Below are 5,862 nucleotides of genomic sequence, written 5' to 3' on the forward strand. Positions count from 1 at the left end.
CTTGGAATGGAGAAAAATTAACTTATAAGAATACTTACTTGCCGAACGAGTATGTCACAAAAATTATAAAAGACAAGAATCATAATTATTGGTTTACTAGTTTAAGGAATGGAGTTTTTGTGATGCCTAATATTTATATAAAAAAAGTGACGCTTCCAGATAATATTATACAAATCAGTACTATTTGTAGTGTAAATAATAATCACCTCGCTTTTGGTACTCCTAATGGAATAATTGGAACATTGAATTCTGACACATTTAAAAGTAATCCATTCTCATTATTATCAGAAACAAAGGTTTCACAACTAGTCTATAATTTTCAATATAAAACACTTTTTATTAGCCAAGAATCACAATCTTATTTATGGAATTTAAGCTCTGGAAAAATTACCAACTTACCTTTCTTTCAAGCATCCAAATCTGCATCAATAACTAATAATAATTCTATATTGAATGCAAGTTATGATAGAGCAAGTATTCTTGAAAATCCCTTTTCAAGTACTCTAAAAAAATCAGAGGTATTAAATTACGATAAACCAAGCTTTATAAACACAAAACCTCCCTATTCAAATAAAGACATTCGATTTAAAAGAGCATATACTTGTTTGCATAGTTCGAAAGACAATTCAAATTATGTTGGTTTTGTTGATGAATTAATCCAATTCGACACGAACTTAAAAGAAACCATCATTCGATATAAAAAACAGCCAATTTTCGCCATCGATCTTGCCGAAACCAAAGACAATATCATTTGGGTTTCGACATTTAAAGATGGCATATTAGGAATAAAGAATAATAAAGTTATTTTTAATTACACGACTCTAAATGGATTACTTTCTAATCAAACTGGAAAACTAAAAAGTGATGGGAATACTTTATGGATTACAACAGAAAAAGGTCTTCAATCATTAGATGTAAAAAATAAATCGTTTAGAAATATTACCAAAAATGATGGACTAGACACCTATTCTATATCTGATATCGAAATTTTAGGAAACAAGCTTTTCATATCTTCAAATAAAGGCATCTATTTATTAGAAAAAGACAAGTGTTTCAAAACCTATTCAAAACCTATAGTCAGTATTACCAATATTAGTATACAAGAAAGAGATACCATTCTAAAAAAAGAATACAATTTAGCCTTTGATAAAAATGGTATTAAAATTATTTTTAACACGAATAGTTTTCAATCCTCTGAGAGCATAGTATATCAATATCGCTTAGTAGGACTAAATAATATATGGTTAACTTTAGACAAAGGCATCGATTTTGTCCGTTATTCTAGTTTACCCTCTGGAGAATTTGTTTTTGAAGTGAAATCTATTAATAAAAATAATATTGAATCTCAAATAGAATACATAAAAATCAATGTCGCTTTTCCTTTCTGGCAAAAATGGTGGTTCTATCTAATAAGCTCATTTGTAATCATCTTTTTGGTTTGGATTTATTTTAGATTACAACTTCGACGAAAAGATATGGAGAAACAAATAGCACTTGAAAAAGCTGAAATAGATAAAGAACTTATCTATTCTCAACTAGAAAACTTGCGCTCTCAAATGAATCCTCATTTTATTTTCAATGCTTTAAACTCTATACAAGAATATATATTAACGAATGAAAAACAAACTGCTAGTGCTTTTTTAGTAAAATTCTCAAGGCTAATTCGTATTTATTTAGAACACAGTAGAGAAAGCGAAGTGAAATTAAAAGAAGAATTAAAAGCTTTACAATTGTATCTAGAATTAGAAAAAGACCGATTTGAGGATTCGTTAGAATATAGTTTTATTATTGATGATAAAATAGATGTCAATAACATTCTAATTCCATCTTTGTTTATTCAACCTTATATTGAAAACGCCTTAAAACATGGGCTTTTGCATAAAAAAGAAAATCGAATTTTGTCAATTTCATTTGAATTAAATAAAGAGAAAGATAGTTTGATTTGTATTATTTTAGACAACGGAATTGGGAGAAAAGCATCGACAGAATTAAACAATAAAAGAGCCTATTTGCATAAATCTTTCGCCACAAGTGCAAATGAGAAAAGAATAGAATTGATTAATAAGACTAGAATCAAAAAAGCAAGTGTTCATATTGAAGATTTATATGATGAAAAAATGGAATCATTAGGAACAAAAGTAGTAATTACCATGCCTTTCAAATAAAAAGCTTTAGAAATAAAAAACAGCATTTCAGAAAGAAAATCTTTGTAATATTAATTTAAAGTAGATTTTTGTAATAAATAAGAAACAATGAAGGCAATTATAATAGACGATGAGAATAAAGCAAGACGATTAATAAGTACTTTAATTCTCGAGCAATGCCCTGAAATCACTTCTCATCTGGAAGCTTCCGATTTAGAGTCTGGTGTGGCTTTAATCAAAGAACACCAACCCGATATTGTTTTTTTAGATATCGAAATGCCTAACCATTCTGGTCTACAAATTATGGATTTTTTTGAATCCTCAGAAATCAATTTTCAAATTATATTTATTACTGCATACAACGAATATGCTATTCAAGCGTTCAAACTTTCAGCTATCGATTATCTTTTGAAACCAATTGATATCACAGAATTTAAAAGCGCTGTTGATAAGGCTAAAACGGCAATTGAAAAAAGTAGTATTACCAATAAATTAGATGATTTAAAAAAAGTTTTTCAGCAATTATCTCTTAACAAAATGGCATTAGAAATACCTAAAGGAATTATTTTTGTTTCTCATGATGATATTATTTTGTTTGAGGCTGACGGAATGTACACTAAAGTGTATATGAAAAATAATGAGTCTCAATTAATTTGTAAACCATTGAAACATTTTGTTGAGCAATTAGAGGACAAAGCATTTTTCTACAAGCCACATCGCTCCTATTTAGTAAACCTAAAATACATCAAAGAATTTTCTAAAAAAGACGGTTTTCATCTCATTATGGAAAACAATAAAACCATTCCAATTGCCAAAGAAAAAAAGGAAGAGTTTATTCAGTTGATCCAAAATGTTTTTTAATAAAAAATAGAAAACTTCATTTCAGCAAAAAAAACATTCCTTTCAGAAAGAAAGTAAAAATAAAACACCACGTTAGATAGAAATTTGTTGCAAATATTAAATCTAACAATTATGAAACTACGCTTACTATTTATTATTTCAATCTTATTGAGTGTTTTTGAAATACAAGCACAAATCCCAACTACAGGACTTATAAAAGACTACAAATTTACAAATGGTGTACTAACAAGTGACGTGAATCCTTTACTACAAGTAGGAAATCAAACGTTGATTCCTACTGGAACAGCAAGAAATATTATCACTGACCGAAATGGAGAAACGAGTAAAGCAATCTCTTTAAATGGAGATTCTTTTACTGCTGGAGGTACTAATGCCGCATCTGTAAATAATTATTCCATTAGCTTTTGGGTAAAAACCACCACCAACGAAAGTCCTAAACGATATGTTTTTGACCAACACAATACCGCAGTAAATCCAGCTGGTTTTAGTGTTGCTCTTAAAGACGGAAAAATTTACTTTAACGGACAATGCAGTTGGAGTTCTACATCCGTTTCTGGAAATAGTGGTATACGCCAAGTAATAAGTCCTGTTATTAACGATGGGCAATGGCATCATGTTGTTTGTTTACTAAGTTCTACAAGAACTTTTTCGTACGCAGGATCTTTTACAAGTTACGTAGCCACTTATACTTATTCGATGTATGTCGATAATGTATGGGTTGGTAGTGATGCAGAAACGGATTATCCTAGTCTATTAACTGCTCAATCACACACTTTTAGAGCAATTACTCCAACAAAACTATTAACAATCGGAAAAGCCCCTGACCTTTCGTATCTAGATTATCAAGAAGGGATAGACCAGATTAGATATTACGAGCGTACTTTGAATGTTTCAGATATAGAATTATTGTTTAATGAAGATAAACCAAAAGTTGCAATTTATGTAAATGCAACTGCAACAGGAGCTAATAACGGAACTACTTGGGCAGATGCTTTTACAAATTTAGAATCTGCCATTACTCCATTTACTTCGGTTAACGAAGTATGGGTAGCCGCAGGTTCTTACAAACCTATTGGAACATTAAGAACTTCAACATTTTTAATGAAAAACGCTCTAAAAATGTATGGTGGCTTTAACGGAACTGAAACACTTCTTTCTCAAAGAAATCCAAAAATTAACATTACAACTTTAAGCGGAGATGTGAATGGAAACGATAATGCAACAATAAATGCTACAGAAGCGACAAGACAAGATAACTTATACCATGTAATATCGGTTCGTGGTAATATAAAAGATATTACCATCGATGGATTTACCATTTCTGGAGGAAATGCCAATGGAGGAACTCTTACTACTGGTGCAGGCAATTTACAATTTTACCATACTCGAGGTGGAGCGATTTATATAAATCCATATACAACTGGTGATAATATTTCCGTCGATGTGGCAAATTGTGTGTTCGAAAAAAATTCAGGATCAGACACAGGGGTTGTTGCTCCTTATTATGCAGGTGGGGTAATTACTCAAAGTTATACTGCTAATTTCGATTCATGTATCTTTAAAAATAATTTTTCGGGAACTAATGCTCAAATTTTATATGCAGGAACTAACACTTTTAGTTGGTATGCAACTGGTGAATTAAAAAATTGCTTGTTTAACAATAACACTTCTACTTCTGGGGCCTCTTGCATATATTTGAGTGCAAGTGCTACAGGAGGAACTGCGAACGGATTGAATATTGATATTATTAATTCTACATTCTCTTCAAATATAGGAATGTCAGGAAATGTAATAAGAGGAGACAATGCTTCTACTGTAAGATTTAAAAATAGTATTATATATAATAACGGAAGTATAACTCCTTTTACTATTGTAGGTACGGTTTTTCCAACATTATTAAACACAATATCACAAAACGGGCAATTAGGCGGACTAAGTTCAAATCCTTTATTATCGGCTACTTTTGAACTTGGAGCTGGTTCTCTTGCCATTGACGCAGGAAATAATGCTTATTTGCCAGCAGGTACAACGACCGATTTGTTTGGCAACAATAGAATACACAACACCACAGTCGATTTGGGTTGTTACGAATATGGTTCTGTATTAGGAACAAACGAGTTTAAAGAATTTTCTAATTTTTCGGTTTATCCAAATCCAAGCAACGGTATTATTAACGTAGAAAGCGATGAAGATATAGATGAAGTAGTAATTTATTCTTTACAAGGGAGAGCAATCATAAAATCGAATGTTTCTAAAATTGATATTTCAGATTTATCTAATGGAATTTATTTAATGCAAATTAAAACCATTGATGGTAAATTAGGAACTAAAAAAATAATAAAAAATTAGTATATTTAAACTTTAAAAATAAATAAATATGAGAAAAATTGTTTTGTTATTTAGTCTAGTTGTACTTTCTTCTTTTGGAAGTATTATAAATAATCCGTCTGAAAATGTTATTAAAACTGAAATAACTACTAGTAGTAGTTTTTCATTAATAAATGACACAAAAGACAAAGTGTCTATCTATACAGGTACTGGTTTTGTTTCTTTAAATAAAGGATCTAAAACGAGTATTGGATGTAATGAAGGAAAAGAAGTAAGATGGGCTGATAGTGGCAAAAAAGGAGATGTTATTTTTGTAATTACTGCCGATATGTGCGGAAAAACATTAAAACTATCTGAATTAATGAAATAATTCTTTTGAAATTATTACAAAAAAAAGCTCCAGTTTTTACAGGAGCTTTTTTTGTATTATAAATGTCTTGTCCTAAAATAGCGATACATAAATTCATCGTTATGGAAAACACCCAGGAACCTCGCTATGTAAAGCGTACCCAAAAAGACTACAGTATGT

General features: G+C 30.2%; 4 protein-coding genes. All 4 read left to right on the plus strand.

What is annotated here, in order from left to right; translation table 11 throughout:
- Positions 1–2,165, plus strand: a 2,165-nt coding sequence (locus ACHZC3_RS00935; RefSeq protein ID WP_394758000.1) for a histidine kinase, incomplete at its 5' end; no start/stop codon positions are given.
- Positions 2,166–2,252: 87 nt separating this feature from the next.
- The gene (locus tag ACHZC3_RS00940; RefSeq protein WP_394758001.1) at positions 2,253–3,005 is read left to right on the plus strand and encodes a LytR/AlgR family response regulator transcription factor; all 753 of its coding nucleotides are present in this window, start codon (positions 2,253–2,255) and stop codon (positions 3,003–3,005) included.
- Positions 3,006–3,116: 111 nt separating this feature from the next.
- A complete protein-coding gene (locus tag ACHZC3_RS00945; protein WP_394758002.1) occupies positions 3,117–5,354 on the plus strand; it encodes a T9SS type A sorting domain-containing protein in 2,238 nt (745 codons plus the stop codon).
- A 28-nt stretch (positions 5,355–5,382) separates the two neighbouring features.
- Positions 5,383–5,703, plus strand: a complete 321-nt coding sequence (locus tag ACHZC3_RS00950) for a hypothetical protein (protein WP_394758003.1) — start codon at positions 5,383–5,385, stop codon at positions 5,701–5,703.
- Positions 5,704–5,862: the final 159 nt, after the last annotated feature.

The organism is Flavobacterium sp., assembly GCF_043720215.1.
GTDB lineage: Bacteria > Bacteroidota > Bacteroidia > Flavobacteriales > Flavobacteriaceae > Flavobacterium.

Excerpts from the sequence above, each read along its gene's own strand:
- ACHZC3_RS00945 (WP_394758002.1), top strand. The coding sequence starts at position 3,117 with ATGAAACTACGCTTACTATTTATTATTTCAATCTTATTGAGTGTTTTT.
- ACHZC3_RS00940 (WP_394758001.1), top strand. The coding sequence starts at position 2,253 with ATGAAGGCAATTATAATAGACGATGAGAATAAAGCAAGACGATTAATA.
- ACHZC3_RS00950 (WP_394758003.1), top strand. The coding sequence starts at position 5,383 with ATGAGAAAAATTGTTTTGTTATTTAGTCTAGTTGTACTTTCTTCTTTT.